At 58.4% G+C, this 26,635-nt stretch carries 25 protein-coding genes; 7 read left to right on the top strand and 18 right to left on the bottom strand.

Annotated elements, in window-relative coordinates; genetic code table 11:
- Positions 1–14 precede the first annotated feature (14 nt).
- Positions 15–272: a ubiquinone biosynthesis accessory factor UbiK gene (gene ubiK, locus ACW5XC_RS18190; RefSeq protein ID WP_005339429.1), complete on the bottom strand. Its 258-nt coding sequence runs from the start codon at positions 270–272 to the stop codon at positions 15–17.
- Between the two features lie 300 nt (positions 273–572).
- Here ubiK and ACW5XC_RS18185 point away from each other — a divergent pair, with 300 nt between their 5' ends.
- The gene (locus ACW5XC_RS18185) at positions 573–3,008 is read left to right on the top strand and encodes a VolA/Pla-1 family phospholipase (RefSeq protein ID WP_042054684.1); all 2,436 of its coding nucleotides are present in this window, start codon (positions 573–575) and stop codon (positions 3,006–3,008) included.
- Positions 3,009–3,074: 66 nt separating this feature from the next.
- Here the strand turns inward: ACW5XC_RS18185 and glpG are convergent, their stop codons facing one another.
- From glpG to ACW5XC_RS18150, 7 genes are all read right to left on the bottom strand, one after another.
- Positions 3,075–3,908 (bottom strand): rhomboid family intramembrane serine protease GlpG, encoded by an 834-nt coding sequence (gene glpG / locus ACW5XC_RS18180; protein ID WP_042054683.1) that lies wholly within the window; start codon positions 3,906–3,908, stop codon positions 3,075–3,077.
- On the bottom strand, positions 3,905–4,228 hold the full coding sequence (glpE, locus tag ACW5XC_RS18175) for a thiosulfate sulfurtransferase GlpE (RefSeq protein ID WP_042054682.1): 324 nt from the start codon (positions 4,226–4,228) through the stop codon (positions 3,905–3,907). The genes glpG and glpE overlap by 4 nt, the downstream gene beginning before the upstream one ends.
- Positions 4,229–4,350: 122 nt before the next feature.
- Positions 4,351–5,052, bottom strand: a complete 702-nt coding sequence (locus tag ACW5XC_RS18170; protein WP_005339433.1) for an ABC transporter ATP-binding protein — start codon at positions 5,050–5,052, stop codon at positions 4,351–4,353.
- Between the two features lie 10 nt (positions 5,053–5,062).
- The gene (gene livG / locus ACW5XC_RS18165) at positions 5,063–5,836 is read right to left on the bottom strand and encodes a high-affinity branched-chain amino acid ABC transporter ATP-binding protein LivG (protein ID WP_005357323.1); all 774 of its coding nucleotides are present in this window, start codon (positions 5,834–5,836) and stop codon (positions 5,063–5,065) included.
- Positions 5,833–7,101: a high-affinity branched-chain amino acid ABC transporter permease LivM gene (locus tag ACW5XC_RS18160; RefSeq protein ID WP_042054681.1), complete on the bottom strand. Its 1,269-nt coding sequence runs from the start codon at positions 7,099–7,101 to the stop codon at positions 5,833–5,835. The genes livG and ACW5XC_RS18160 overlap by 4 nt, the downstream gene beginning before the upstream one ends.
- On the bottom strand, positions 7,101–8,027 hold the full coding sequence (livH, locus tag ACW5XC_RS18155) for a high-affinity branched-chain amino acid ABC transporter permease LivH (RefSeq protein WP_005339439.1): 927 nt from the start codon (positions 8,025–8,027) through the stop codon (positions 7,101–7,103). The genes ACW5XC_RS18160 and livH overlap by 1 nt, the downstream gene beginning before the upstream one ends.
- Before the next feature lie 66 nt (positions 8,028–8,093).
- Entirely contained in the window at positions 8,094–9,215 is a 1,122-nt protein-coding gene (locus ACW5XC_RS18150) for a branched-chain amino acid ABC transporter substrate-binding protein (RefSeq protein WP_042054680.1), read from the bottom strand.
- Between the two features lie 434 nt (positions 9,216–9,649).
- On the opposite strand from ACW5XC_RS18150, the gene ACW5XC_RS18145 reads away from it, so the two are divergent.
- Positions 9,650–10,654, top strand: a complete 1,005-nt coding sequence (locus ACW5XC_RS18145) for a substrate-binding domain-containing protein (RefSeq protein WP_042054678.1) — start codon at positions 9,650–9,652, stop codon at positions 10,652–10,654.
- 129 nt (positions 10,655–10,783) lie between these two features.
- Here ACW5XC_RS18145 and ACW5XC_RS18140 read toward each other — a convergent pair whose 3' ends face one another.
- Genes ACW5XC_RS18140 through ACW5XC_RS18130 form a run of 3 tightly spaced genes read right to left on the bottom strand, consistent with a single transcriptional unit; the run spans position 10,784 to position 12,469 of the window.
- Positions 10,784–11,437 carry a DUF799 domain-containing protein gene (locus ACW5XC_RS18140; RefSeq protein ID WP_042054677.1) on the bottom strand — a complete coding sequence of 218 codons (654 nt, stop codon included), beginning with the start codon at positions 11,435–11,437 and terminating at the stop codon, positions 10,784–10,786.
- Positions 11,434–11,787: a DUF4810 domain-containing protein gene (locus tag ACW5XC_RS18135; RefSeq protein WP_050498494.1), complete on the bottom strand. Its 354-nt coding sequence runs from the start codon at positions 11,785–11,787 to the stop codon at positions 11,434–11,436. Before ACW5XC_RS18135 ends, ACW5XC_RS18140 begins: the two co-directional genes overlap by 4 nt.
- 10 nt (positions 11,788–11,797) lie before the next feature.
- Positions 11,798–12,469 (bottom strand): CsgG/HfaB family protein, encoded by a 672-nt coding sequence (locus ACW5XC_RS18130; protein WP_042054701.1) that lies wholly within the window; start codon positions 12,467–12,469, stop codon positions 11,798–11,800.
- Positions 12,470–12,843: 374 nt separating this feature from the next.
- Here ACW5XC_RS18130 and ACW5XC_RS18125 point away from each other — a divergent pair, with 374 nt between their 5' ends.
- On the top strand, positions 12,844–15,108 hold the full coding sequence (locus ACW5XC_RS18125; RefSeq protein WP_042054675.1) for a methyl-accepting chemotaxis protein: 2,265 nt from the start codon (positions 12,844–12,846) through the stop codon (positions 15,106–15,108).
- Between the two features lie 74 nt (positions 15,109–15,182).
- Here ACW5XC_RS18125 and ACW5XC_RS18120 read toward each other — a convergent pair whose 3' ends face one another.
- On the bottom strand, positions 15,183–15,677 hold the full coding sequence (locus ACW5XC_RS18120; protein WP_042054674.1) for a DM13 domain-containing protein: 495 nt from the start codon (positions 15,675–15,677) through the stop codon (positions 15,183–15,185).
- A gap of 126 nt (positions 15,678–15,803) precedes the next feature.
- Positions 15,804–16,181, bottom strand: coding sequence for a CesT family type III secretion system chaperone (locus ACW5XC_RS18115; RefSeq protein WP_019446305.1), 378 nt, complete (start codon positions 16,179–16,181; stop codon positions 15,804–15,806).
- A 198-nt stretch (positions 16,182–16,379) separates the two neighbouring features.
- On the opposite strand from ACW5XC_RS18115, the gene ACW5XC_RS18110 reads away from it, so the two are divergent.
- Together ACW5XC_RS18110 and ACW5XC_RS18105 are read left to right on the top strand one after the other, a co-directional pair.
- Positions 16,380–17,741 carry an ADP-ribosyltransferase gene (locus tag ACW5XC_RS18110; protein WP_042054673.1) on the top strand — a complete coding sequence of 454 codons (1,362 nt, stop codon included), beginning with the start codon at positions 16,380–16,382 and terminating at the stop codon, positions 17,739–17,741.
- Positions 17,742–17,971: 230 nt separating this feature from the next.
- Positions 17,972–19,507 (top strand): ADP-ribosyltransferase, encoded by a 1,536-nt coding sequence (locus tag ACW5XC_RS18105; RefSeq protein WP_042054672.1) that lies wholly within the window; start codon positions 17,972–17,974, stop codon positions 19,505–19,507.
- 118 nt (positions 19,508–19,625) lie between these two features.
- Here the strand turns inward: ACW5XC_RS18105 and ACW5XC_RS18100 are convergent, their stop codons facing one another.
- The 5 genes from ACW5XC_RS18100 to glyQ form a co-directional block, all read right to left on the bottom strand.
- Complete coding sequence (locus ACW5XC_RS18100; RefSeq protein WP_042054671.1) at positions 19,626–20,390, bottom strand: EAL domain-containing protein; 765 nt, start codon at positions 20,388–20,390, stop codon at positions 19,626–19,628.
- Between the two features lie 307 nt (positions 20,391–20,697).
- Positions 20,698–21,210 carry a hypothetical protein gene (locus tag ACW5XC_RS18095; protein ID WP_143182627.1) on the bottom strand — a complete coding sequence of 171 codons (513 nt, stop codon included), beginning with the start codon at positions 21,208–21,210 and terminating at the stop codon, positions 20,698–20,700.
- Entirely contained in the window at positions 21,207–21,764 is a 558-nt protein-coding gene (locus ACW5XC_RS18090) for a hypothetical protein (RefSeq protein ID WP_143182626.1), read from the bottom strand. Before ACW5XC_RS18090 ends, ACW5XC_RS18095 begins: the two co-directional genes overlap by 4 nt.
- Before the next feature lie 250 nt (positions 21,765–22,014).
- Positions 22,015–24,084, bottom strand: a complete 2,070-nt coding sequence (glyS, locus tag ACW5XC_RS18085) for a glycine--tRNA ligase subunit beta (protein WP_042054668.1) — start codon at positions 24,082–24,084, stop codon at positions 22,015–22,017.
- A 9-nt stretch (positions 24,085–24,093) separates the two neighbouring features.
- Entirely contained in the window at positions 24,094–25,017 is a 924-nt protein-coding gene (gene glyQ, locus ACW5XC_RS18080) for a glycine--tRNA ligase subunit alpha (RefSeq protein WP_005339464.1), read from the bottom strand.
- Positions 25,018–25,239: 222 nt separating this feature from the next.
- Between glyQ and ACW5XC_RS18075 the strand changes: the two genes are divergently transcribed.
- Together ACW5XC_RS18075 and ACW5XC_RS18070 are read left to right on the top strand one after the other, a co-directional pair.
- Positions 25,240–25,812, top strand: a complete 573-nt coding sequence (locus ACW5XC_RS18075; RefSeq protein ID WP_042054667.1) for a DNA-3-methyladenine glycosylase I — start codon at positions 25,240–25,242, stop codon at positions 25,810–25,812.
- Positions 25,813–25,941: 129 nt separating this feature from the next.
- On the top strand, positions 25,942–26,598 hold the full coding sequence (locus tag ACW5XC_RS18070; RefSeq protein ID WP_042054666.1) for an OmpA family lipoprotein: 657 nt from the start codon (positions 25,942–25,944) through the stop codon (positions 26,596–26,598).
- Positions 26,599–26,635: the final 37 nt, after the last annotated feature.

Genomic DNA, 26,635 nt, shown 5'->3' with positions numbered 1-26,635 from the left:
AGCTGGGGTTTTTGTTATTCGCCTTTGGCGCCGAGCTGCTGCTCGAGCTGAGCCAGCTTGCTTTCGAGGGCGGCCAGTTTTTCACGGGTACGCAGCAGCACCTTGGTCTGCACGTCGAACTCTTCGCGGCTGACCAGATCCAGCTTGCCCAGCTGGGCTTGCAGTACCTGACGCATCTTCTTCTCGGCCTCTTCACCCATGCTGCGAATGCCGGGCGGCAGGGAGTTGTGCACCTGCTTGGCGATCTCTTCCAGTTTCTTCGGGTCGATCATGATGTCCTCCTTAAGCGTTGGTGGACATTCTACCGACAATTCCCTCACTTTGCCGAGATCGCGGCGGCTTTTTAGTCGTGATGGTGCCCGCTGGCTGGTCGGGTCTGGTGATGGGGCTACAACTGCTACCCTTGCGCCCCTTTGTTAACCTGAAACCATGACATGCACCACAAAGCTGAGCCAGAACTGTCCGGCATGAGTCTTATTTGGTGTTGGTTTTATGTTAACGTTTTGCAGTCGAGGTCGTGATGACCCCGTTGGCTTGTGATGGATAACAACCTTATAAAAAGAGAATAAAAAATGAAGAAGAAGCTAATTTATGCAGCTGTTGTCAGCGCCCTGCTGGCCGGATGTGGTGGAGATGACAACAAGGGAGACACCACCAGCTCCCTCGACTACGTCCTGAGTGGTGCCAACGGGGTGCGCCCGAGCGTGCTGGCCCCCCGTGCTAGCGACGGTACCCTGAAGTTTTCGACAGAAACTGCTGATCTGTCGAACCCGGTATCTGCCCTATCCACCCTGGATGGCTGGTCAACCACCCAACCCGTCCAGCTGGTACCGGCGACCGTGACCGGTGTCTCTGTGCCGGCACCGGCGGCCAGCGAGTATGCTTCTGCCGTTGCGCCCCTCTACCTGCTCGAGCTCACGCTGGATCCGGTCACTCTGCAACCCAACGGAGTCAAGGGCGGCAAGCCACTGGTTTATGGGACCGACTTTGTGGTCACTGGCGGGGACGGCAAGCTCAATCTGGTTCCGCTCAAGCCGCTCAATCCCTCTTCTTACTACATGATAGTGGCGACCGATGCCCTCAAGGACAGTCGCGGCACACCGCTCAAGGCGGGAGGCGATTACAGCAGCTTCAAATCGACAGCTGGCGCAACTACTCAGGAGCAGACCATCAACGGCCTGATCTCGCTGCAGGAAGGTCTGTTCAAAGCGGCCACCGGGATCACCAGCGATCGGGTGATCTTCTCCGACTGGTTTGCCACCCAATCTGGTGCCGATGTGCTGCTGGCAGTGAAAAGTGCCGCCGCTTCGGTGCTGAAGAGCCCGAGCCTGGACGCCGCGGTGCTGTGGAAACAGGATGCCAAGGGCAACACCAGCCTGCCAGCAACCTATACCATCAACGGTCTTAATGGCGGGGTGGATTTTCTGACCCAGCTGGCGAATGAGCCATTCTTGCCGCAGGATCAGAAAGATGCACTGACAGCCGCCTTTGGTGTTGGTACGCCGCTTAACGGGGTTGCCCAGCTGACCAAGGTTTATACCGGCACCGTCAAGCTCCCTTACTTCCTCTCTACCCCGGCGATAGCTGGTTCATGGGACAAGGCCAAGACCCAATCCTGGCACGGCGCCATTCCCAGCCTCTATGCCATCGCCAACGCGCTGAAAGCGGGCGATACCGAGGTGATCGGTGGGCTGGTCGGGGCGGGTGTGGACCCGGCATTGCTGGGTGAGCTGATAGCCGACCCGAGCCGTCAGAGTGAACTGCTGACCGAGGCAAGCAAGCTGATCGGGGTGACCCTCACCTCTGGTGGCAAGCCGCTGGATGCCGAGCGCAATATCGGCCGTTTCAACCCGTTGCCGACCCTGACCGAAGTACAATCGGTACCGCTGCGGATCTTCGCCGCCGCACCGCTCAATAACATCACCGATGTGATCATCTATCAGCACGGGGTTACCTCCATCAAGGAGAACGCCTATGCGCTGGCGCTGGGCCAAATCGGCGCCGGTGCCACAGCCAGCAAGAGCGTCGCTGTGGTAGTGATCGATCACCCACTGCACGGCGAACGTGGCTACGCCTTGAGCGGCAGCATGGATACCGTCACCACCTCCGAGAACCCGACTCCCTACCTGAATCTGGGCTATCTGACGGTGGCGCGGGACAACCTGAAGCAGAGCGTGGCGGATCTGCTGGGGCTGCGACTGGCTGTCGGCCTGGCCAATGCCAAGGGGCTGGGTGGCCAATTGGGTGGTGCCGGTCTGAAAGTTCACTTCCTCGGTCACTCACTCGGTGCCATTACCGGGGCCAATCTGCTGGCTGTCGCCAACCAGACCACCGGCAGTGCTCAGGCTGATGCCCTGTTCAAGTTCGATACCGGTGGTCTGGCGATGCCGGGTGGCGGCATCGCGCCGTTGTTGCTCAACTCGCCGAGCTTCGGGCCGACCATCAAGATGAGCGTGCTCACCTCGGGCAGTCCGGCGCTGAAAGCGGGCTTTACCGCCTATGCACCGAATTGCAAAACGGCTGCCGCCACTTGCTTCGTCAACGAGTTCCTGCCCAGTCTGGATGCCGCCACGCAGGCGGGTGCGGCGAGCACCTTGCAGAGCTATACCTTTGCCGCCCAGTCAGTGCTGGACTCTGCGGACCCGATCAATCTGGGCAGTGGCGTCGCCAAGAGCTTCCCGCTGTTCGCCACCGAAATTGTTGGCGATGGTGCGCTCAGCTTGCCGGATCAGGTGATCCCCAACAGCATCGCCTCTGCGCCGCTGGGTGGCACCGAGCCGCTGATCCGGGTGCTGGGTTTGCAAGAGCTGAAAGGGTCCGGCGTGCTCCCGGCGGGTCACCATGCTGCGCGCTTCCTGAAAGGGGGCCATAGCTCGCTGCTGGCTCCTGACGAGAACTTCGATCAGGCTGGCGCGGTCACCACCGAGATCCAGACCCAGTTCGCCAGCTTCTTTATGAGTGGCGGTGCGGCGGTCAAGGTAACCGATGACACCCTGATCAAGCAGTAACTGCCTATCGCGTAAAAAAACGCCGCCCTTCGGGGCGGCGTTCTCGTTTCTGCAACTGCTGAAAAATCAGGTCGGCTGGTGGTTGCGATCCAGCCAGCCTTGCAGCAGGCCGACCAGCAGACCGGTCAGGTGGGCGATGTTGGCGGTGCTGGTGCCGAGCATGTCGAAGAAGCCGAGCACCATCCAGAACAGCATAAAGCCCATCAGTGCCGGTGGCAGAGTCAGGCCACAGGCCGGTTGCAGCTTGCTGCGCAGCCAGCAGTAGCCGAGCAGGGCATAGACCACGCCGGAGAGGCCGCCAAACAGCGGGCCGCTGGCGAAGAACTCGGCGATATTGGGCAGGGCGGCGCCCACCAGCAGCAGGATCAGCAGCTTGCCGCTGCCAAGGCGCTGCTCGATCTGACCGCCGAGATACCACCACCACAGCAAGTTGAACACCAGATGGAGCACCGAGAAGTGGATCAGGGCGGGGGTGAAATAACGCCATACCTGCCAGTCGGTGAACTGGGCCAGCGTCGGGTGGAATGCCAGTTCATCGTAGATTGGCAGGCCGATGGCCTCGATCCCGTAGATGGCGAGACAGGCGATGATCACCACCAGCGTCAGTGGCCCCGCCTGATGAAGGAAATCGGTGATGGGGTCCGTCATCCCCTTGCTGTAGTCGATGCGGGCATCGGCGCGGCCGGATTGCCAGGAGGCTTCCATGTAGCGCGGGTGGCCAGGCTCGGCCAGAAAACGCTTCACCTCCAGCTGGGCCTGAGCGAGGCGTTGCTCGTCCGCCAGCCAGATGGTGACCCCCAGCTCGGACTGGGTCAGCTCGCAGGAGATGCCCAGGGTCGCCAGATAGTCCACCAGCGCCTGTGCCATGCGGGCGTTGTCGAGCACCAGCAGCTGGATCATGACTCGCCTGCCTCGATAGGAAACTCCCGGCGCCACGCCTCGAAACCGCCATCCAGACTGTAGACCTCGTCATAACCCTGTTGCAGCAGGTATTGGGCCGCCCCCTGACTGCTGTTGCCGTGGTAGCACATCACGATGACCGGGGTATCGAAATCCACTTCATTCATAAAGCGCACCAGGGTGCCGTTGGTGAGGTGGAAGGCACCGACCGCGTGGGCCGCTTCAAAGGACTGCGGGTCGCGAATATCCACCAGACGGGCTTCACCCGCGCTCAGTTTCTGGTGGGCATCATGGGCATTGATATGGGCAAACTGGTCCATCGGGATGTCCTGCGAATAGGTTGATTACGGGCCAGTGTACCGCAAGCTTGGGCGCAAACTAACCCCACAAAAGATAAGGGAGCCAGCGGCTCCCTTGTTGATATGGCATGCGGGTCAGTGGGTTAACCGCCCAGATAGGCCTGCCGCACTGCCGGGTTGGCCAGCAGGGCGGCGCCCGTGTCTTGCAGCACCACGTGGCCGTTCTCCAGCACATAGCCGCGGTCGGCCAGCTTGAGCGCCTGGTTGGCGTTCTGCTCCACCAGAAAGATGGTCATCCCCTTCTGCCGCAGCTGCTCTATGGTGTCGAAGATCTGCTGGATGACGATGGGGGCCAGCCCCAGCGAGGGTTCATCCAGCAGCAGCAGGCGCGGTTTGCTCATCAGGGCGCGGCCGATGGCCAGCATCTGTTGCTCGCCGCCGGACATGGTGCCTGCCCGCTGTTCCAGTCGCTCATGCAGGCGCGGGAACAGGGTGAACACCTGATCCAGCAGGCCATGCTGCTCGGCCTTGTCGACGAAGAAGGCGCCCATCAGCAGGTTCTCCTCCACCGTCAGGCGGGCGAAGATGCGACGCCCCTCCGGCACCACGGCGATATCTTTGCGCATGATGCGGGCGGTGGTGAGGGAGCTGATCTGTTCCCCCTCAAACCAGATGGAGCCGCTGCTGGGCTTGGGCTCGCCGCAGAGGGTCATCAGCAGGGTGGTCTTGCCTGCGCCGTTGGCGCCGATCAGGGTGACGATTTCCCCCTCTTTCACCTCGACGCTGACATCGTGCAGTGCCTGAATTTTGCCGTAGTGGGTCGATACGTTGCGAAGTTCTAACATCTTTTTGTCCTTACGACTCGCCCAGATAGGCCTTGATCACTGCCGGGTTGTTGCGGATCTCATCCGGCTTGCCGTGGGCCAGCGGGGTGCCCTGGCTGACCACGAAGATGCGGTTGGAGATGCCCATCACCAGCTTCATATCGTGTTCGATCAGCAGCACCGAGACCCCGAATTCGTCCCGCAGGCTCATGATCAGCTCATCCAGCTCGTCGGTCTCCTTCGGGTTGAGACCGGCGGCCGGTTCGTCCAGCATCAGCAGCTCGGGGCGGGTCGCCATGCAGCGGGCGATCTCGAGCCGGCGCTGCTGACCGTAGGCCAGATTACCGGCGGCGCGGTTGGCAAGATCCTTGAGGCCCACTTTATCCAGCCAGAAGGCGGCCCGCTCCAGCCCCTCCTGCTCGGCACGGCGGAAGGCCGGGGTCTTGAACAGGCCGGCGATAAAGCTGGTGTTGAGGTGCTGGTGCTGGGCAACCAGCAGGTTCTCCACCGCCGTCATCTCCTTGAACAGCCGCACGTGCTGGAAGGTGCGCACAATCCCCTTGCGGGCGATGAGGTGGCCGGGCAGCCCCTGGATCTCCTCACCCTTGTAGCGGATGGTGCCGCCGCTCGGGCTGTAGAAGCCGGTCAGGCAGTTGAATATGGTGGTCTTGCCCGCGCCGTTGGGGCCGATGATGGAGATCACCTCGCCCTTGTCGATATCCAGTTTGACCCCGTTGACGGCTAGCAGGCCCCCGAAGCGCATCGACAGATCAGAGACTTCCATTAACTTCTGATGTGTACTCATTTCTTCAACTCCAGATGCGGACGGGTCATCGGCAGCAATCCCTGTGGCCGCCAGATCATCATGAACACCATCAAGAGGCCGAACATCAGCATGCGGTACTCGTTGAATTCGCGGGCCAGCTCCGGCAGCACCGTCATCACGATGGCAGCCAGCACCACCCCGATCTGCGAGCCCATACCACCCAGCACCACAATCGCCAGCACTATGGCCGACTCGATAAAGACGAAGGATTCCGGGCTGATAAAGCCCTGCCGCGAGGCAAAGAAGCTGCCTGCGAAACCGGCAAAGGTGGCGCCTATGGTGAAGGCGGTCAGCTTGATAATGGTGGGGTTGAGCCCCAGCGATTTGCAGGCGATCTCGTCTTCCCGCAGCGCTTCCCAGGCGCGGCCAAGGGGCATGCGCAGCAGGCGGTTGATGACGAACAGGGTCACCACCACCAGCACCAGCGCCATCAGGTAGAGGAAGATCACCTTGTGGTTGGCGTTGTAGGTAATGCCGAAGAAGTTGTGGAAGGTATCAAAGCCCCCATCCTTGACGGTGCGGTTGAACTCCAGCCCCCCCAGCGTCGGCTTGGGAATGCCGGAGATCCCGTTCGGGCCGCCGGTCAGGGTGGTCATGTTGTTGAGCAGGATACGGATGATCTCGCCAAAACCCAGGGTGACGATGGCCAGATAGTCCCCCCGCAGCCGCAGCACCGGGAAACCGAGCAGGAAGCCGAAGGTGGCGGCCATTAGCCCGGCGATGGGCAGGCACTCCCAGAAGCTCAGTCCGAAGTAGGTGTTGAGCAGGGCATAGCTGTAGGCACCGACCGCGTAGAAGCCGACATAGCCGAGATCGAGCAGGCCGGCGAGGCCGACCACCACGTTCAGCCCCAGCCCCAGCATGATGTAAATCAGGGTGAGGGTGGCGAGATCGATGGCGCCGCGAGAGGCCATAAACGGCCACAGGACGGCAAACAGCAGCACCAGCACGGCGGTGAGGTTATAGAGCTTGGGTGCCTCTTCCGGGCTCGGCAGCACCAGCTTGGTGAAGCCGACCGAGAAGCCGCTGATGGAGGCCTGAAACAGCTTGGCAATCTGGCCGCGCAGCATCTGGAACCAGAAAACAATGGTGGCTCCCCCCAGCAGCCAGGCCAGCGACACATCGAGGCGGCTCACTACCTGCAGGCTGGAGCCATCGGTCTCCAGCTTGAAGCCGAGCAGCCAGAAGGAGAGCACCAGCAACACCAGGCTGGCGATACAGGCGTGGATAAATTGATGTTTCATCACACTTTCTCCACTTCCGGACGACCCAGGATGCCAGTGGGCATAAAGAGCAGCACAAAAATGAGCAGGGCAAACGCCATCACATCCTTGTACTCGGTGCTGAGATAACCGGCGGTGAGCGCTTCAACCACCCCCAGCAGCAGGCCGCCCAGTACGGCGCCCGGAATGCTGCCGATACCGCCCAATACTGCGGCAGTGAAGGCCTTCAGACCGGCCATAAAGCCGAGGTAGGGGTTGATGACGCCGTAATACATGCCGAGCAGAACCCCGGCGACGGCGGCCAGCGCGGCCCCCAGCACGAAGGTGATGGAGATGACCACGTGGGTGTCGATCCCCAGCAGGTTGGCCATCTTGATATCTTCCGAACAGGCGCGGCAGGCGCGGCCCATGCGGGAGCGGCCGATGAACTGGGTCAGCGCCAGCATGGTGATGAAAGTCACCACGAAGATGATCAGCTGCATATAGGAGAGGCTGGCCTGAAAGCCATCCTCACCCCCCAGGGTCCAGCCACCGGAGATCAGGCTGGGCATGGCGATATCCCGCGAGCCCTGCGCCATCCGCATCATGTTCTGCAGGAAGATCGACATGCCGATGGCGGAGATGAGGGGGATCAGCCGGTTGCCACCGCGCAGTGGCCGGTAGGCGACCCGCTCGATGCTCCAGCCATAGGTGCCGGTGATGATGATACTGACCAGGAAGGCGCCTCCCAGCAGTAGAAAGGTGCTGTCGATGCCCATCATCATGAGCCCCGCCATCACCATAAAAGCGACATAGGAGCCGATCATGTACACCTCGCCGTGGGCGAAGTTGATCATGCCGATGATGCCATAGACCATGGTGTAGCCAATGGCGATCAACGCATAGGTGCTGCCTATGGTTAATCCGTTCAGCAGTTGCTGAACCAGATAGAGGAGGTGTTCGGACATACTGCGTTCCCTGTACTTGCCCGCAAAGAGAGGAGGGGGTGAGCGTACTCACCCCCGATCGGCAGATTATTTGACTTGGCTGGAAGTACCGTCAGCGTGCCACTGGAACACACCGAATTCGAAGCCTTTCAGGTCACCGTTCGGTGCCCAGGTCAGGGGGCCCATTACGGTATCGATAGGTGCGGCCTTGATGGCGGCGGCAACGGCAGCCGGGTCATCTTCACCCGCCTTGGCGATACCGGCTGCCAGGGTTTGCACCGCGGCATAGGTAGTCCAGACGAACGGGCCGGATGAGTCCTGACCCTTGGCCTTGAACGCAGCGACCAGCGGGGCGTTGGCAGGTACCAGATCGTATTTGTTCGGCAGGGTCACCAGCAGGCCTTCGGAAGCCGGGCCACCGATGGCGGAGATATCCTTGTTACCCACCCCTTCCGGGCCCATGAACTTGGCTTTCAGCCCCTTCTCGCCAGCCTGACGCAGGATCAGACCCAGCTCAGGGTGATAGCCGCCGTAGTAGACGAAATCGACGTTCTCTTTCTGCAGCTTGGCGAGCAGGGCGGAGAAGTCCTTGTCACCGGCGGTGATCCCTTCAAAGGCCACCACTTTCACGCCAGCCTTGTCGAGCGCGGCTTTGACGCTGGAAGCGATCCCTTCACCGTACTGCTTCTTGTCGTGGATGACAGCGACGCGCTGGGGTTTGACCTGCTCGATGATGTACTTGGCAGCAGTCGGGCCCTGATCGCTATCCAGGCCGATGGTGCGCAGGGTCAGCTGGTAACCGCGTTCGGTGATCTTGGGGTTGGTGGAGGCGGGGGTGACCATCAGGATCCCCTCGTCTTCATAGATGTCGGAGGCGGGCAGGGTGTTGTCGGAGCAGAGGTGGCCGACCACGAACTTGACGCCGTCGTTCACCACCTTGTTGGCAACGGCCACCGCCTGTTTGGGATCGCAGGCATCGTCATAGACGACCGCTTCGATCTGCTTGCCATTGATGCCGCCAGCCTTGTTGATCTGCTCTACCGCCATCTTGCCGCCGGTGAACTGCATGTCCCCGTACTGGGCAACCGGGCCGGTGACCGGGCCTGCGATACCTATCTTGATGGTGTCTGCCGCGTGGGCGATGGAGATCGATCCAAACAGAGCCAAAGAAACCGCTGCGCCAACTGTGATTTTGCTCAACTTATGCATTGATTCGTCCCTTAATCAGTGGATTGTTTCATTTCCGTGTGCCATTCCGGATCTACATCCCGTGCATCCGGTTATAGGTATGGTTCTATCATTCCTCACGGGGCAATAACAAGCTGTTAAAGATACTAACCAGAGGGGGTTGGATGGATGAATTTTGAAATAAATGACCTGTTATTTTCATCTAATCAGAGTTTAATTTTGATTTGTTGACTTAACATCTTGGTAACGAGAGGCGATTCTGACAAACGCCAGAGGATTAATCTGGCGATATTTTACTCTGACAGCGCTCCCATTTTGACCAGAATCCATTTGCGCAAACAGAAATGAGCGCCTAAATTAGCCGGCATTGACAATTCCGTGGCAGAGCTCGTTAAAACCAAGCCTTTATTCGGGAAATCTGCTAATGTTCCGCCTTTGACAGTCAGGAGACAGAGATGGCCACTATCAAGGATGTCGCCTCGCGCGCAGGCGTATCCATCTCCACCGTCTCACATGTGCTCAACCACACTCGGCGGGTCAGCGAAGACGCGACCCAGAAAGTGATTGAGGCGGTGGCAGAACTCAACTACGCGCCCAACTCGGTAGCGCGCAGTCTTAAAATAAATTCGACCAAGACCATTGGTATGCTGGTGACCACCAGCGTAAACCCCTTCTTCGCAGAAGTGGTGCAAGGGGTTGAAGCGTACTGCTTCGAACAGGGCTACAGCCTGATCCTCTGCAACACCGAAAACCAGCCGCCTCGCCAACAGCATTACCTGAGAATGCTGATGGAAAAACGGGTGGATGGCCTGCTGGTATTGGGTACCGATATCGACACCCCGTTGCGCGACATGCTGCGCATCCACAAGAACGTGCCGCAGGTGGTACTGGATTGGGGAACGGAGTGCGATTTCGCCAACGTCATCAACGACAACGCCCGCATCGGCGCCCGCATGGCCGTACGCCATCTGCTGGAGCTGGGGCACCGCGACATCGTCTGCATCACTGGCCAGCTCTCCAAGCCGACCACCCAGCAGCGACTGGACGGGGTACGTGATGCGCTGGGCGAACACGGTCTGACCCTCAAAGATGAACAGATCTTTGAAGGGGATTACGAGAGCCAGAGCGGTTTCGATGCCATGCAGCGCATCCTGACCCTGCAGCCTCGCCCGACCGCGGTGTTTGCCTTCGACGATCCCATGGCGATCGGCGCCATCTGCGCTGCCTGGGAAGCCGGGATCAAGGTACCGGACGATATCTCCATCATCGGCTACGACGATGTGGAGATGGCGCGCTTCTCCAGCCCGCCGCTAACCACCATCCGTCACCCTAAGGCCGAACTGGGCCAGCTGGCGGTGAAGCATCTGGTCAGCCGGATCCGCAACAAGGAGCTGGAAGTGGAGTCGATGACGGTACAGCCCGAGCTGATTGTCCGTCGCTCGGTCAAACCGCTGCGTTAATCCGCACCCGTTGCCAAAACGAAAAACCCCCTCTGTCACGAGGGGGTTTTTGTTTTCGCAGGCTGGAGTACAAGAGGTTTTTCCCCAAGCAACTCTGCTTATCCTCACTTCTGTCAGAAGCAGGAATGGTTATTTTTGTGTGTTGTATTTCGGTGAGTAGGGGCCATACAGGATGCCATTAGGCATACCTGCGCTTAGCAGTCTGAAACTGGTTATCCCTGCGATATCATGGCCCTTGTCCATCACTGTGTTGGTGATCTGGTCAACGACGGCGACGACCAGCATGCCAACCAGGCTACCACCACCATTGGACTTTTGCTCTGCGCTTGAAGCGCGGGCTGTACCTTCCCATATGGTTTTGCCGTTACGCAGGTCCACCAATTTTGCTTTCGCTGTCACGGCTGTTTCACTCGAGACCACCATATAGCTGGTGCCATATTCGGTGATGTCCAGATAGAGCGCGGTATCAGCACCAAAAATCTGATGCAGTTTGCTGATGGGCAAAGAGTGGATATCTTCCGCAACAGTCATGCCGTTCTGACGGAAGGTTTCGTTGGTCAATGAGACCGGGAAAACATAATAGCCAGACTCGGCCAGTGGCATGGTGCTCTGGGAGAGCAGGCTATTGCTGGCTTTAACATCTGGACTGTGGTTTACGGGAGGCAAAACCAGAATAGATGTAGGGTGACTTTCCCGAAATGCTGTGTAGTCATACGCAGCTTGTTGGGATGCGCAACCAGCCAGTAGCAGTGAGCCCATGATGGAAATCAGTAACTTTTTCATTTGGCTGCTCCTTGCTTCTGGGTGAGCAGAAAATTAATGAAAGTGGTTGATTCTGGGAAGAGTTGCTTCTCTTTCTCGAAGTGTTCCAGTGCGAGGTTGTCACGCCCCTGCTGGGCATAAAGCATGGCCAGATGAGCATGGAAACCGGGCGGCACCTTTTCCCCTTTGCCATTGGCTTCTTGCAGGTTTTTCTCAAGCCGATCGATCTGTTCACCGTTATCTTTTTCTTCAAGGTTCTGGTAGACAGAATCCTGATATTCACCCCAGTTGTACAGGGGCTTGGGTGGAGTCGCACAACCGTAGCTGAAGAGGGCAAAAGCCAGACAGAGTCCTTGACGCATTTTGTTCATTGATTCCCCCTTAGCGAGCCGGTTGCCAGGCACCGTTCTGGATGCCAGAGACCAGATTGTTTACGGCTTCACGAATCGCTAGGTCGAGCACCTTGCCATTGAGTGTGGAGTCATAATCGGCCGTGCCACCAAAACCGATAACTTCGCGGTTGGAAAGCTCGAATTCGCCTGCCCCTTGTGACGAGAAAACAACTTCTGACGTTTTGACATCGACGATGTTGAGGTTGACTTTGGCATAGGCGATCTGCGATTTACCCCTGCCGAGAATGCCAAACAGCTGATGATCTCCCACCGCTTTTCGACCAAATTCAGTGACATCGCCTGTGACGACGTAATCGGCGCCTTTCAGCGTCTGAGTCTCTTTCTTGAGCCCTGCTTCCGCTTGCAACTCTTCCATGTTGGCTCTGTCCAGAACACTGAAACGGCCAGTTTGTTGCAGGTGGGTGATCAGGATTGTCTTGGCCTGGCTACCCAGGCGGTCGTTACCATCGGAGAATATACCGCGCATGTAGCTTGAGCGATTATCAAACTTGCCCACAGAAATGGGGCTGCGAGTGCCTTGGTATTGGGTCTGGTAAGAGGTCACTTTGGCAACTTCAAGTGTTCGGGAGGATTCGCTTGCACAACCCGCAAGTGTCAAGCTTGCTGCGATAGTCACAGCAACAATGTGATACTTTGTCATGACAGCCTTATTAAGTTTATGATTATTAATGTTTTTTGTGGGGCCTGTATCGTATACCAATGAAGCTCCCAACGGAACCGTTTCAGCTGGAAGCCTTAATAAAACTCCTTGTTGTGCTTTGGTAACCAAGGTGGGGGATTAAAGGGGGATCTCCAAATTTTGCAGTGTGATCGTTGTGTTGGACTGAAAACTGTCAGTTGTATGCACTAAGACCCAATTCCAGCCCATATGATAAACATTCCCCCCGTTTGACCCACCTCGTATTTTGCCTGTTAATCGTTTGATCAATATCAACAAAGGGTTAAGTTCTGATGGACTCCCGACTTAACCGTTCCATCCTGTAGGTTGGGTATGACTGTCAAGGATGGTGTCTTATGTTCCCCCCTCGCAAGCTGGGTCACCAGATCACGCTGCTGGCAATTGGCGGCATCGTATTGCTCGCCGTGGTGCTGCTTACCTTTAATCTGTTTGAAAATCGCCAGCGGGCGCTCGCGGCCGAGCAGGCTGCACTGCGGAGCCAGCTCCAGAACGTGGAAGCGGTGATCAAAAACACCAGCCATGAAACCGTGCTGGCGGCGACTCTGATCGCCCAGCGGCCGGATGCAGCCAAGGCGGTGGCCGACAAGGATTGGCAGACCCTCGCCAATCTGTTTGATCCGCTCTGGCCCGCTATCAAGGCACAGGGGATCGAGCAGTTCCAGTTCCACTTGCCGCCAGCCACTTCCCTCTATCGGGTACACAAGCCTGAAAAACACGGTGATGACCTCTCTGCCATTCGCCCCACTGTGGTTGAGGTGAATCGCGAGCATCATGCCGTTGGCGGGCTGGAGATTGGCGTGGCTGGTACCGGTTTGCGCGGGGTCGTGCCGGTCACCTTCAACGGGCAGCCGGTCGGTTCGGTGGAGTTTGGTCGTGCCCTGGATGAAAAGCTGTTTGGCCAACTGCTGGACAAGCAGGTGCAGCTCGCCATCTATCTGTTTGAGCAGGGCAAACTGGTGACGCTGGTTGGCACATCCCGGCTTGGTGAGGCGATGGAGTGGTATCAGCCGGTACTGGCCGGTGAGGAACGTTTCGTCAATATGACGCAACAGGGGAGTGATTTGCTGGTGATGGCGGCCCCCCTGCGCGATTACTCCGGCAAGGCGGTCGGTATCATCGAGTTGACCCGGGATCACAGTCTGGTCGCGGCCGATCTGGCGCGTCAGGGCTGGCAGATGGCGATCATCTCTCTGGTAGGGGCTCTGGTGATTGCCATGGTGATGGCGCTTGCACTCAATCGCATCAATCGACCGCTGCTCGACAGCGTCAAGGCGCTGGAGGCGCTGGCCAATGGCTCCGGCGATCTCGGCAGCAAGCTGCCGGTGGCGGGGCCGGAGGAGATCCGCCGGCTCGGGTCGGCGTTCAATGGCTTTGTTGCCAAGATCCGCGACACCATCAGCCAGCTCACCGCCACTCTGGGCGAACTGGCTGGCGAGAGCGAGCGGCTGTCGCGCAGTGCGGCGGGCAACCTTGGCAGCATGACGCGCCAGCAGGAGCAGACCACCCAGCTCGCCACCGCCATGACCGAGATGACCAGCACGGTACACGAGGTGGCCAACAACACGGCACAGGCGGCCGAAGCGGCCAACGAAGCGGACAATCAGGCGGTCACCGGCGATGAGGTGGTGCAGCAGAGCGTCAACATGATCGAACAGCTGGCGGAGGAGATCGCCAGTGCGGGCAACACGGTGAAAGAGGTTGCCAAGGCCAGCGAGCAGATTGGCTCGGTGCTTGCGGTGATCCAGTCCATCGCCGAGCAGACCAATCTGCTGGCCCTCAACGCCGCCATTGAGGCGGCCCGGGCCGGTGAACAGGGGCGCGGTTTTGCGGTGGTGGCCGACGAGGTGCGCTCGCTGGCCGGGCGCACCCAGCACTCCACCGCCGAGATCCGCGGCACCATAGAGCAGTTGCAGCGGGCGGTGGGCACCACGGTGACCATGATCGAACACAGCGTCTCGCGGGCGGGGGAGTCGGTGGAGCGGGCCAATCAGGCGGGGGAAGCCCTCGGCCGGATCAAGGGGGCGGTCAACAGCATTCGCGACATGAACACCCAGATCGCCGCCGCTTCGGAGGAGCAATCCTCGGTGAGCGACGAGATCACCCGCAATATCGTCAGCGTCCACGAGATCTCCCAGGCCACTACGCTGGTGGCGCGGGATACCGCCCATATCGCCAGCCATGTGGCGACCCTGGTGGACAAGCTGGGGGATCTGGCCGGACAGTTCCAGGATGGTTCCAACGTGCGGATGGTGCTGAGTCGCGCCCGCGCCGCTCATATGGGCTGGAAGACCCGGGTGCGTGCCTATCTGGATGGGCAGGAGGGGCTGTCGCGCAGCGAGGCGGTCAGTGACAAGGAGTGCCGCCTTGGTCACTGGTACTTCAGCGAAGGGCAGGCATGCTGCGGCGATCAACCCGCCTTCAGGGCGATGGCCGCCCCCCACGCCAGATTGCATCAGGTGATCCAGCAGATTATCGAGCTGAAAAATCAGCACAAGCATGAAGAGGCTGAGGCGCTCTACCGCGAGATCGAGCAGAACTCAGAGCAGGTAGTGGGCTGCATCGATCAGCTGCTGCGGGAGATGACCAAACCGGAGCGTTAATGACGAGCGGGCCGGATAGCCAAAGGGCTGACAGTGATGTCAGCCCTTTTTCATGGTGCGGGTCAGGGGCGAGGTTACTGCTCCGGACGCAGATCCTGATAACGGGCGGCGGTGATGAACTGGCCGAAGGTTTCACACCAGACGATCACGCTGCTGTAGCGGGCCGGATCGATCGTGGCGGGCAGCTGCACGATAAAGTTGTCGAAGGTCTTCACCGGCCCGACTCGCACCATCTGATCCTTGAGGCGGGCAAAATCGGCTTCGGTCTCGACAAACTCGGGGGAGAGGTAGAGCTGGTAGTCCGGCCCGGGGGCCAGCTTGCCCATCAGGCTGACGGCATCCGGCCCTATGCTCACCTTGCCCTCCCCCCAGTGCAGCCGATCGCTGTCTTTCAGATCCCGGCGAAAGGTGCCGTGGAATCTCGCTTGCTGCTGGCTGGCCGCGACCTGCTCGGTATCAGGGGCGGGTGGCGCGATCAGGATCGGCAGGGTGTAGACACCGGCGGCAAAGCCTGCCGCCGCGACCAGCAGATGGGTACCCAGCAGCAGGGCCATGGTTTTGCGTTTCATGATATCTCGGTCGTTGATGAATTGATGGCAAAACCATACCAGTCCGGGGGCCCGCTGCCCAGTTTGCTCAGGCCATAGGTATAGTTATCCATCTATGGTGACGTGGGGTGTGATCACGCCAATGGCTCAAGGCCGGATGGTGCCGTCCTGCCCTTTGTTAATCTCGCTGGCGGCGTGCACCAGCTGTTCCAGCTGGTGGTGGATCTGGGTGCGATCCAGCTGCTGCAAGGGCTGACGACTCCACAGTACCGGTGTCAGGCTCTCGGTATCGAAACCCAGTACCGGCTTGCACGGGTCCTGACTGAAGAGGTTCTGGGCGGCGGCCTGAGCGCTGGTGGCCGCGTCGAGGCGGGTAAACATCAGCAGATAGTCGGCCGGGTGTTCGGTCAGGTGACAGGTCAGTTCGCCGATCTGCAGGCTGGTGACGCTCTCCTCCTGTTGCGGCGCAGGCAGGGAGAGGGAGAGAAACAGCTGGTGGATGGCGGCGTGATAAAGAGAGTTCATTGATGGCTCCAGATTGATGATGGCGCCATTAGAGCAGGTCACCGCCAGCGGCACTGTTAATGGTGGCTCTCTTTTTTTAGCTTTTTGGTCAGCGAGATAGCGCACTGCGCTCAGTACAAAAATCGCGACCAATCCCGATAGTCCCTGTTGATGGCCCCTCCTAGACTGGCGGCGAAACATCACAAGAAGATAATCATCATGCAGATTCAAGCAAACACCGTCGGCACACAGGCCGTCGCTCACCACAGTGATGCAACCACAGGGGTTGGCCGGATGGGCCAGCTGGAGGTGCGTCAGGTCGCCACCGGACAAGATGCGATCTTGCTGGGCAACCGCAGCGAACCGCAGAAAGGGCAGGGGCTGCTCTCGCGATTGGGGGCCCAACTGGCCCGCCCGTTTGTGGCCATCAAAGAGTGGATCGGCAACCTGCTGGGGAGCGGCAAGAGTGCCGCTGCGCCGAAGACTCAGGTAGCAGAAAACCTCTCCATGGCGGATCAGAAACGTCTTTTTTTGCAAAAGGCACTGCCCTATACCCTGAGCGCGCTCGACAAGACAAGCGAGCTGAAAAGTATCAATGCTGAACAACTGCGCAAGGACCACACCACGCTGGCGACTGGCAACGGTGCTCTGCGTTCCTTGGTCACTGCCCTGAGCGGTATTCGTGATGGATCAAAAATCGAGGCAACCACTCATCAGGCCGCCCGCCTGCTTGAACTGAATTTGGGCGGGATTGCTCTGCAGCAATGGGGTACCACGGGCAGGCAGGCCAGCGAATGGGTGAGCTCTGCCACGCAGGATCAACTCGGTGAGGTTGCTGCCGGATTGAACGACCTGATGCATGAGGTTGCCCAATTACGCTATGCCGTCGAGAGCGAAGTTAAAGGTGAGCCTGCCGACAAGGTGCTGGCTGAGGGCTTGCAGAATCAATTTGGCCTGGAGGCTGAACAATATCTGGGTGAACAGCCCCACGGTCTTTACAGCGATGCTGAAGTCATGGCGCTTGGGCTCTACACCAATGGTGAGTACCAGCACCTGAATCGCTCGCTGCGTCAGGAAAAGCAGCTGGATGCAGGGCAAGCGTTGATCGATCAGGGCATGTCTGCTGCTTTTGAAAAAAGCACTCCCGCCGAGCAGTTGGTCAAGACCTTCCGCGGTACCCACGGTGGCGATGCGTTCAGCGGGGTGACAGAGGGGCAAGTCGGTCATGATGCCGCTTATTTCTCTACCTCCCGGGATCCCAAAGTAGCCATCAACTTTGGTGGTTCAGGCACTATTTCCACGGTATTTGGCCGCTCGGGGATCGATGTCAGCGACATATCCGTTGAAGGGGATGAGCAGGAGATCCTCTATAACAAGGCGACGGATATGCGGGTGTTGCTGAGTGCCAAAGATGAGCGGGGAGTCACCAGGCGGGTACTGGAAGAGGCCAAGCTGGGGGAAGAAAGTGGCCATAGCAAGGGGCTGCTGGATGCGTTGGATTTGGCAAGAGGGTCGGGCGGTGCCGACAAGCCGCAAGAGGTTGATATCCGTCTGAAGATGCGCGGCCTCGATCTGGCGTGACCAGATAGCACGAAAACTGATACCAATGGACACCCTCGGGTGTCCGTTTTTTATTCTGGCGGGAGTGGGCTATAGGGGCTCAGTGCAAGTTGGTGGCTCTCTCTTTTTTTAGGTTGTCGGTCAGCGAGATAGCACGCTGCGCTCAGTACAAAAATCGCGACCAATCCCGATAGTCCCTGTTGATGGCCTCTCCTAGACTGGCGGCGAAACATCACAAGAAGACAATCATCATGCAGATTCAAGCAAACACCGTCGGCACACAGGCCGTCGCTCACCACAGTGATGCAACCACAGGGGTTGGCCAGATGGGCCAGCTGGAGGCGCGTCAGGTCGCCACCGGACAAGATGCGATCTTGCTGGGCAACCGCAGCGAACCGCAGAAAGGGCAGGGGCTGCTCTCGCGATTGGGGGCCCAACTGGCCCGTCCGTTCGTGGCCATCAAAGAGTGGATTGGCAACCTGCTGGGGAGCGGCAAGAGTGCCGCTGCGCCGAAGGCGCAAACCGCCACGTCCCCCGAGGATCTTCAGCGTCTGATGAAGCAGGCTGCATTTGGTAGCTCGCTGGGTGGCTTTGCCAAGGCGGACGTGTTGAACAACATCGCCGCCGAACAACTGGGCAAGGAGCACGCCACTCTGGCGACCGGCAACGGCCCACTGCGCTCGCTCTGCACCGCGTTGCAGGCCGTTGTCATCGGCTCCGAGCAGCCGCAGCTTCGTGAGTTGGCTGCCGGGCTGCTGGCTCGCCCCATCGCTGGTATCCCGCTCCAGCAGTGGGGCACTGTGGGAGGCAATGTGACCGAGCTGCTCGCCAGCGCCACCCCCGAACTGCTGCAGGAGGCGATGAGCCAGCTGCACACCGCGATGGGTGAAGTGGCCGACCTGCAGCGGGCCGTCAAGGTTGAAATCGCTGGCGAACTGGCGCAAAGCGCGACCACCACTGCGGAGGCGACGTCCGCCCAAAGCGGTGAGAGCAAAGGGGCTGCTCGCGAACAGGTCGCCATGGGCCGCCAGACTCCGGCCACCGGTTACAAGCTGGCGCTGGATCTTATCAGCTATCAGGCCAGCTACCTGCTGCGGGATCAAACTTCGACCGAGGTGACCCTGAGCAGCAGCGATCTCAACGCCCTGCATCAACACATTGCCGATGGCTCCATCAACAGTTCCCACATGGCCAAGTTGCAGACCCGCGGCGATCTGCAAACCCTGCGTACTCTGGCGCTCTCTCTGGCCAGCGGCAGCGACGCCAAGGGATCTTCCCTTGGTCATGCCCTCGACAGTCTCGCCTCGGCGCGCCCCAACCAGCGGTTGGTGCTGGGCGGCCTGATGCAGTTTGCCGGTCAGACCGATCAGGCGTGGGTTGACCATACTGCTGGCAAGCCGGAGGATCGGCTCGATGCCGGGGCGCGGCTGCGCTTTGACACCGGCCATATGCAGGCGGAGCTGGGGCGTCTCGGCGACAGCGAGGCACGGCAGGTGCTGCAACAGCTGGAAGGGGCTTTTGGTGATCGGGCCAGGGCTATCTGCGACTTCGCGGTGGCTCAGGTCTCCGGCTTTGCCGATAGCGAAAGCAGCCCTGAGGCCGTGCTGGTCTCCCGCCTGACCCGCATGGGCAATCTGGTGGGCAGCCTGACCGATGCGCTCAAGGAGCGGCTGCAACTGCCTGGGTCCGCCCGTGGCGAGCCGACCATGATCGACTCCGCTAGCCAGCTGACACCGCTCGAACTGGCTGCGCTGGCTCATATCGGCGTCGATGAGAGCTATCTGTAAACCGTCAGCACACAGCCCCTCGGGGCAAGGTGATATGACATAAAAACGGACACCCTCGGGTGTCCGTTTTCTTATTCTGGCGGGTATAGGATGAGGAGAGCAGGGCAGGCCGATTTGCTTACAGGCTGGCGAAATCCACTTCGGGCAGGTTTTCAAAGCCGGGGCGGGCAAACAGATAGCCCTGCATCAGGCTGACGCCCATCTCCTGCAGGCAGGCCATCTCTTCGCGGCTCTCGATCCCCTCCGCCAGCGGGGTGATCTGCAACTCGGCAAACAGCGCCAGAGAGTGGCGCAATATGGCTTGCCGGGTCGGGTCCTGGTCGATGCCGCGCAGCAGGTGCATATCGAGTTTGACGATGTTGGGGTGAAAATCGGCCAGCAGGTTGAGGCCCGAGTAACCGGCGCCAAAGTCATCGATCGCCGTCTTGAAGCCGAGCGCCTGATAGTGATCGACGATGCCGCGAAGATGCTGGCTATTCTGCACCTGCTCCACCTCGGTCAGCTCGAACATGATCTGCTCGATGGGGAAGAGGTGCTCGCGGGCCGCCTGCAGGGTGGTGCGAATGCAGCGCTCCGGGCGGTAGACCGCATTGGGCAGAAAGTTGATGCTCAGCATCCCCTTCATACCGAGCCGTGCCGCCAGCGCGATGGCCTTGATCCGGCACAGCTGGTCGAAGCGGTAGCGGTTGTCGTCATTGACCAGGGCAATCACGCTCTGCGCCGGTTCGTTGTTGATCCCCCGCACCAGTGCCTCGTAACCGAAGATGGTGCGCTGGCTGCAATCGACGATGGGCTGAAAGGCCATGGTGAAGTCGAAGTCGAGATCTGCTTTCTCCTGACACAGCTGGCAGATGGCGGGGGACGGGGCGGCAGGTATATCCATGACTTTCCTCTTGGGCGTGGCGGCGCTGGGCACTGTCTCAAATGATAACAGCTCATTACCCCCCTGTAGGTTCGATTAGCGAAGCGTAATCGGACGAACGAGAGGCTTTGATTACGGTTGTGGCCGTGCAATAGAGGCGGCCAGCCGTAGGTGAGAATTTGGTTTTGATGGCGGGAGAATCCATTTACGCGAATGTCCGATTACGCCTGACGGCTAATCGAACCTACGGTCCTAAAGTAGCGTAAACAAGACACCGGTTTGAGGCCGGTGTCAGGTGATAACTAGATCTGTACATACGAGGTGAAGGCTATTTTCCTGTAGTAAATTCCTGTATATCAAGAAAGGTGGTTTCTTGTTGTTTTTGGTGTTCTTCCAAAATAGCTCTACTTCTTTTTGCTTGAATATTCCCCCAAAGAAGGAAACTAGGTGATGTTAATGTTGACAGTACAATGGCTAAGGCTATTTGCCAAAATGAAAATGCTATCTCTGGTAAATAACCAAGACAGGACAACAAAAGCATTATTGCTGAAGTTATTAACAGGCCAACAATTTTTGCAATTTGAGATAGTTTTTCTAAACGCTGAAGTTGCTCATTCTTTTTCTCTGCAAATTTTTGTGCGCATCGACTATCTTTATAATTAACACCTAAATTCAGCTCAAGATTTTTCTCAAGTTCATCGGATATTTTTTTCAAGCGCTCAACGGCTTGATTTCTCAGGCTATCCCACATGGAAAAAACAAGATTAAGACCAACCGCGACTTCAAATAATGAGGAAAAGTTACTAAGCAAATATAGCGTTGATGTGCTAGCTTGGCTCATTTTTTGAACTCTCCACCATTGAGAATAAAGTCCTTTAATCCATTAAAATAGTTATTTAATAGTTCAGAACTATTTACATCAAAAAAATTAACATATAGAGACTCTGTGAAATCTGGTGATGTAAAATCACCTACAATAAGAGTCTCGTTATCTCCTAGTAGTAAACTTTTCATTTTATGAGGTTTCCCTTCCTCAAGAGTACTTATCATTTTTTGATTAATAGAGAGGATCTCTATCTTACTTTTATTCTCTTTATGGTAGATGGTAGATGATTTCACTCTCTCTTTTTCATTCGTTATGATTGATATTTTTGCATCTTTTTCAGATAAGAAGTCAACAATGTTTCTTTCTACATCGCTATGTGTAAGTGAATTAAACAGAGTGTTTGGGTTTTCATTATTAAATATCAGCACTGATTTTATATGTTTATCACTTCTATTGAATGTCAAACTAATTGCTAATTTTAAAGCATCAACACTTTCAATTCTGATTGGTAGATTTTTGTTTTCTATAGAGCAATTCTTCATCATTGCAAGTCGCTCAGGATTACCCATTTCTATTACCTGCTCATTGAGTTATTAACACCACAATCATATCAGAATTTAGTACGATAAAAGAATAGTGAAAATTAGAACATTCTCATTTTTCATCGTATGTAAGAGCCAAAATCGATTATATCTTAAGTGCGCATGTAGCGATCATTTTCCTTAAATTGTGGTTCTATTGCATTTCTAATCGCTGTGTATTCAATAAAAAAACGGCGCCTTAACGGCGCCGTTTTTTATATCACTCACCCAACCAACATCACTGCAGCAGGGAGATATCCGCGACTTGCAGGAACAGGTTGCGCAGGTTGTTCAGCAGTGCCAGACGGTTGGCCTTGAGGGCCTCGTCGTCGGCCATCACCATCACTTCATTGAAGAAGGTGTCGACCGGCTCGCGCAGGGCGGCCAGACGGGTGAGGGCAGCCTGATAGTCACCGGCGGCGAACAGCGGGGCCAGTTCGGCTTGCAGTTCGGCAACCTGGGTAGCCAGCGCCTTCTCGGCGGCATCGACCAGCAGTTCCGGTTTGACGGCAGTGGGTAATGGAACCTCGACCTTGGCCAGAATGTTGCTCACGCGCTTGTTGGCGGCAGCCAGGGCCAGTGCGGCATCCAGCGTGCGGAAGTGGCTGACGGCCTTGACGCGACGATCGAAGTCGAGCGGACGGGTCGGGCGGCGGGCCAGTACGGCCAGCACCACGTCGGCACCGATGCCTTCGTCCTGATAGGCGGCGCGGAAGCGGCCCAGCATAAAGTCGACCACGTCGGTGACGACGGTTTTGTTGGTCAGCTTGTCGCCGTAGACGCGTACCGCTTCTTCAACCAGTTCAACCAGATCCAGATCCAGCTGCTTCTCGGTCATGATGCGCAGGGCACCGATGGCGGCGCGACGCAGGGCAAACGGGTCCTTGTCACCCTTCGGCAGCATGCCGATGCCGAAGATACCGGCCAGGGTGTCGAACTTGTCGGCCAGCGCGACGGCGCAGGCAACCAGACCGGACGGCAGGGCATCACCGGCAAAGCGCGGCATGTACTGCTCGTTGAGGGCCACGGCCACTGCTTCGTCTTCGCCATCGTGACGGGCGTAGTGCATCCCCATGACACCCTGGGTGTCGGTGAACTCGCCGACCATGTTGGTCATCAGGTCACACTTGGAGAGCAGACCGGCACGCTTGGCCTGAGCCACGTCGGCACCGATGCGCTCGGCGATAAAGCCGGCGACGGTCTCGATACGCTCGACCTTGGCCTTGACGGTGCCCAGCTGTTGCTGGAACAGCACGGTTTCAAGGCGCGGCAGGCGGGAGGCCAGGGTCTGCTTGAGGTCGGTCTTGAAGAAGAACTCGGCGTCAGAGAGACGGGGGCGAACCACCTTCTCGTTGCCGCTGATGATCTGGCTCGGGTCTTTGGACTCGATGTTGGTGACGAAGATGAACTTCGGCAGCAGCTTGCCGCTCTTGTCGTAGACCGGGAAGTACTTCTGGTCACCCTTCATGGTGTGCACCAGCGCTTCAGCCGGCACGGCCAGGAACTTCTCTTCGAAGTTGGCGGTCAGCACCACCGGCCACTCGACCAGTGCGGTCACTTCTTCCAGCAGGGCGTCGTCCAGATCGGCCACGCCACCGAAGGCGGCAGCAGCCGCTTCGACGTCAGCCTTGATCTTGGCCTTGCGCGCCATAAAGTCGGCAATCACCATGCCGCGCTCCTGCAGGATCTGCGGGTACTGGCTGGCGTTGTCGATGGTGAATTCGCTCTCGCCCATAAAGCGGTGACCGCGAAGGGTGCGGGCAGAGTCGATACCCAGAATGTGGGCGGGAACCAGCTCGCCATCCAGCAGCAGGGTCACGGTGAAGACCGGACGCACGAACTGGATGGTCTTGTCGCCCCAGCGCATCATTTTCGGGATCGGCAGTTTGGCCAGTGCGGAGGCGACCAGTTCGCCCAGCAGCTCTTTCGCCGGACGGCCTTCGACCTTGGCGGTGTGAACCAGCCACTCACCCTTGTCGGTGACCAGACGCTCGGCCTGCTCAACGGTGATGCCGTTGCCACGGGCCCAGCCTTCGGCAGCCTTGGTCGGTTTGCCTTCGGCATCGAACGCCTGAGCCACGGCCGGGCCGCGCTTCTCGACGCTCTTGCTCGGCTGTTCGCCAGCCAGCTCGCTTACCTTCAGCGCCAGGCGGCGCGGTGAAGCAAACCACTCGACGTCGCCAAAGGCCAGATCGGCCTTGGTCAGTTCGGCTTTGAAGTTGTCGGCAAAGGCTTCGGCCAGGGAGCGCAGGGCTTTGGGCGGCAGCTCAGCAGTACCGATCTCTACCAGAAATGTATGTTGTGCCATGTCCGTTCCTTAACCTTGCTTGTTCTCACTGCGCTGACACATAGGGAAGCCCAGCGCTTCGCGGGAGGCGTAGTATGCCTCTGCCACGGCCTTGGTCAGGGTGCGAATGCGCAGGATGTAGCGCTGACGCTCGGTGACCGAGATGGCCTTGCGGGCATCCAGCAGGTTGAAGGAGTGAGCGGCTTTGAGGATGCGCTCGTAGGCAGGCAGCGGCAGCGGTTTTTCCAGTGCCAGCAGATTCTGGGCTTCCTTCTCGTACTGCTCGAAGCAGTGGAACAGGAACTCCACATCGGCGTGTTCGAAGTTGTAGGTGGATTGCTCCACTTCGTTCTGGTGGAACACGTCGCCGTAGGTGGTCTTGCCCAGCGGGCCGTCAGACCAGACCAGATCGTAGACGCTGTCCACGCCCTGAATGTACATGGCCAGACGCTCGAGACCGTAGGTGATCTCTCCGGTGACCGGCTTGCACTCGAGGCCGCCAACCTGCTGGAAGTAGGTGAACTGGGTCACTTCCATGCCGTTCAGCCACACTTCCCAACCCAGACCCCAGGCACCCAGAGTCGGGTTTTCCCAGTTGTCTTCCACGAAGCGGATGTCGTGGATTTCAGGGTCCATGCCCAGCTCTTTCAGGGAGCCCAGATAGAGTTCCTGAATGTTGTCGGGGGAAGGCTTGATGATCACCTGGAACTGGTAGTAGTGCTGCAGGCGGTTCGGGTTTTCACCGTAGCGGCCGTCAGTCGGACGGCGGGACGGTTGCACGTAAGCGCAGGCGATGGGCTCCGGGCCCAGGGCACGCAGACAGGTCATGGGGTGGGAAGTACCGGCACCCACTTCCATATCCAGCGGCTGAATGATGGTACAGCCCTGGCGGGACCAATAGTCCTGCAGCTGCAGGATCAGGCCCTGAAAGGTTTTGACATCGAATTTTTGCATAATTTTTTTCGCGCGAAGTGAAAATCAGAGCAAGATTTGCTGAATGTGAACCGAGGGAGTATACCGTCTGGCATGGTCGGATAATAGGCGAAATTGCAGCGGATTCGCGGGATGGTGCTGCGCTGTGGCTGGTCGGGCGGGATGACCGGTATATGATGTGAGCAGTGCCGCCTGCAGAGTGGGCAGGGTCGGGCACACCGCTGAAATAACGAGGGAGAGGAAATGGAACTGCGCTGCGCCTGGGTGACCAAAGACCCGGAATACATTGAATACCATGACAAACAGTGGGGCAGGCCGGTCTATGACTCGCGCGAGCTGTTTGCCAAGCTCTGCCTCGACGGCCAGCAGGCGGGGTTGTCGTGGATCACCATCCTCAAGCGCACCAAGAGCTATTACCGCGCCTATGCCGACTTTGATCCGGTGCAGATTGCCCGGTTCGACGAGCAGGATGTGGAGCGGTTGATGCAGGACACCGGCATTATCCGCAACCGGCTCAAGGTGCAGTCGATCATCAGAAATGCCCGCGCTTATCTGGCGTTGCAGGAGCAGGGGATCGACTTCTCCGACTACCTGTGGGGCTTTGTTGGCGGCGCCCCCATCGTCAACCAGCGGCAGGGCAATGGCGATATTCCGGCGACCTCGCCGGAGTCGGATGCCATGTCGAAAGCGCTCAAGAAGCTCGGCTTCAACTTCGTCGGCAGCACCATCTGTTACGCCTTTATGCAGGCGGTGGGAATGGTGAACGATCATCTGGTCAGCTGTCCTTGCCACGCCGAGTGTCAGTTGCCGCGCTGACAACCCTTCGATTGCCCAAAAAAACATCACTCTCGCCATCTGTTCAGGCTTGCGTCAGACAATGGCGTGCCAGCGCGTTACAATCCGGCCCCCGGCATGGTGCCGGATTGTTTTCACAGAGGTTTTTTCATGCGAGCCAAGATCCTGGTGCCAGCTCTGGCACTGACCGTTGCCCTGAGCGGCTGTACCACCAACCCCTACACAGGTGAATCCCAGACCTCCAAAGGTGCCTGGGGCGCGCTGGCTGGCGCCGCTGCCGGTGCGGCCGTAGGTGCGCTCTCCTCCAGCAAGGGTGACCGCAAGAAGGGCATCCTTACCGGCGTTGCTGCCGGCGCGGCGCTGGGTGGCGGTATCGGCTACTACATGGACGTGCAGGAAGCCAAGCTGCGCGAGAAGCTGCAGGGCACCGGCGTCAGCGTGACCCGCAATGGCAATGAGCTGATCCTCAACATGCCGAACAACGTGACCTTCGACAGCTCCAGCTCCCAGCTGAAAGCGGCCGGTGCCAACACCCTCTCCGGTGTGGCCATGGTGGTTGCCGAGTTCGACAAGACCCGCCTGAACGTGGTCGGTCACACCGACAGCACAGGTTCCCGCGAGCTGAACATGAAGCTCTCCCGCGATCGTGCCGATGCCGTTGCCGCTCAGCTGATTGGTCAGGGCGTAGCAGGCAGCCGCATCTCCACCACCGGCGTGGGCCCGGATCAGCCGGTTGCTACCAACAGCACCGCCGCTGGCAAAGCCCAGAACCGTCGCGTGACCATTACCCTGACCCCGACCGCCTAAGTCGCTTAGGTTTCGGTAACGAAAAGGCCCCGCCAGT

The sequence above is a fragment of the Aeromonas sp. 25-AL00135 genome, from assembly GCF_054052385.1.
Note: the sequence above shows the minus strand (reverse complement) of the source record. Positions and strands in the feature narration are given on the sequence as shown.

Excerpts from the sequence above, each read along its gene's own strand:
- ACW5XC_RS18095 (WP_143182627.1), bottom strand. The coding sequence starts at position 21,210 with ATGAGCCAAGCTAGCACATCAACGCTATATTTGCTTAGTAACTTTTCC.
- ACW5XC_RS18150 (WP_042054680.1), bottom strand. The coding sequence starts at position 9,215 with ATGCATAAGTTGAGCAAAATCACAGTTGGCGCAGCGGTTTCTTTGGCT.
- ACW5XC_RS18110 (WP_042054673.1), top strand. The coding sequence starts at position 16,380 with ATGCAGATTCAAGCAAACACCGTCGGCACACAGGCCGTCGCTCACCAC.
- ACW5XC_RS18125 (WP_042054675.1), top strand. The coding sequence starts at position 12,844 with ATGTTCCCCCCTCGCAAGCTGGGTCACCAGATCACGCTGCTGGCAATT.
- glyS (WP_042054668.1), bottom strand. The coding sequence starts at position 24,084 with ATGGCACAACATACATTTCTGGTAGAGATCGGTACTGCTGAGCTGCCG.
- livG (WP_005357323.1), bottom strand. The coding sequence starts at position 5,836 with ATGAGTACACATCAGAAGTTAATGGAAGTCTCTGATCTGTCGATGCGC.
- ACW5XC_RS18100 (WP_042054671.1), bottom strand. The coding sequence starts at position 20,390 with ATGGATATACCTGCCGCCCCGTCCCCCGCCATCTGCCAGCTGTGTCAG.
- ACW5XC_RS18130 (WP_042054701.1), bottom strand. The coding sequence starts at position 12,469 with ATGACAAAGTATCACATTGTTGCTGTGACTATCGCAGCAAGCTTGACA.
- ACW5XC_RS18105 (WP_042054672.1), top strand. The coding sequence starts at position 17,972 with ATGCAGATTCAAGCAAACACCGTCGGCACACAGGCCGTCGCTCACCAC.
- ACW5XC_RS18070 (WP_042054666.1), top strand. The coding sequence starts at position 25,942 with ATGCGAGCCAAGATCCTGGTGCCAGCTCTGGCACTGACCGTTGCCCTG.
- ACW5XC_RS18140 (WP_042054677.1), bottom strand. The coding sequence starts at position 11,437 with ATGAAAAAGTTACTGATTTCCATCATGGGCTCACTGCTACTGGCTGGT.
- glyQ (WP_005339464.1), bottom strand. The coding sequence starts at position 25,017 with ATGCAAAAATTCGATGTCAAAACCTTTCAGGGCCTGATCCTGCAGCTG.
- ACW5XC_RS18075 (WP_042054667.1), top strand. The coding sequence starts at position 25,240 with ATGGAACTGCGCTGCGCCTGGGTGACCAAAGACCCGGAATACATTGAA.
- ACW5XC_RS18135 (WP_050498494.1), bottom strand. The coding sequence starts at position 11,787 with ATGAACAAAATGCGTCAAGGACTCTGTCTGGCTTTTGCCCTCTTCAGC.
- ACW5XC_RS18120 (WP_042054674.1), bottom strand. The coding sequence starts at position 15,677 with ATGAAACGCAAAACCATGGCCCTGCTGCTGGGTACCCATCTGCTGGTC.
- glpG (WP_042054683.1), bottom strand. The coding sequence starts at position 3,908 with ATGATCCAGCTGCTGGTGCTCGACAACGCCCGCATGGCACAGGCGCTG.
- ACW5XC_RS18115 (WP_019446305.1), bottom strand. The coding sequence starts at position 16,181 with ATGAACTCTCTTTATCACGCCGCCATCCACCAGCTGTTTCTCTCCCTC.
- ACW5XC_RS18145 (WP_042054678.1), top strand. The coding sequence starts at position 9,650 with ATGGCCACTATCAAGGATGTCGCCTCGCGCGCAGGCGTATCCATCTCC.
- livH (WP_005339439.1), bottom strand. The coding sequence starts at position 8,027 with ATGTCCGAACACCTCCTCTATCTGGTTCAGCAACTGCTGAACGGATTA.
- ACW5XC_RS18170 (WP_005339433.1), bottom strand. The coding sequence starts at position 5,052 with ATGTTAGAACTTCGCAACGTATCGACCCACTACGGCAAAATTCAGGCA.
- ubiK (WP_005339429.1), bottom strand. The coding sequence starts at position 272 with ATGATCGACCCGAAGAAACTGGAAGAGATCGCCAAGCAGGTGCACAAC.
- ACW5XC_RS18185 (WP_042054684.1), top strand. The coding sequence starts at position 573 with ATGAAGAAGAAGCTAATTTATGCAGCTGTTGTCAGCGCCCTGCTGGCC.
- glpE (WP_042054682.1), bottom strand. The coding sequence starts at position 4,228 with ATGGACCAGTTTGCCCATATCAATGCCCATGATGCCCACCAGAAACTG.
- ACW5XC_RS18160 (WP_042054681.1), bottom strand. The coding sequence starts at position 7,101 with ATGAAACATCAATTTATCCACGCCTGTATCGCCAGCCTGGTGTTGCTG.
- ACW5XC_RS18090 (WP_143182626.1), bottom strand. The coding sequence starts at position 21,764 with ATGGGTAATCCTGAGCGACTTGCAATGATGAAGAATTGCTCTATAGAA.